Genomic DNA, 214 nt, shown 5'->3' on the forward strand with positions numbered 1-214 from the left:
GAGCAGCTCCAGGATCTGGTACTCCTTGCCCGTGAGCTTCACGTAGCTGCCCGCGATCGCCACCGTCTTCTCATCGAGGTTCACGATCAGGTCGCCGGTGGTGATCACCGACTGGGCGTGGCCCTTCGAGCGGCGCACGATCGCCTGGATGCGGGCGACGAGCTCGTCCTTGTGGAAGGGCTTGGTCAGGTAGTCGTCGGCGCCGAAGCCGAGG

At 65.4% G+C, this 214-nt stretch carries 1 pseudogene; it reads right to left on the reverse strand.

The features are described from left to right. Positions 1–214, reverse strand: a pseudogene (locus ASF18_RS24615) (DNA-binding response regulator); the annotation flags it as partial.

Source organism: Methylobacterium sp. Leaf89 (genome assembly GCF_001422215.1).
In the GTDB taxonomy this organism is placed as follows: Bacteria; Pseudomonadota; Alphaproteobacteria; order Rhizobiales; family Beijerinckiaceae; genus Methylobacterium.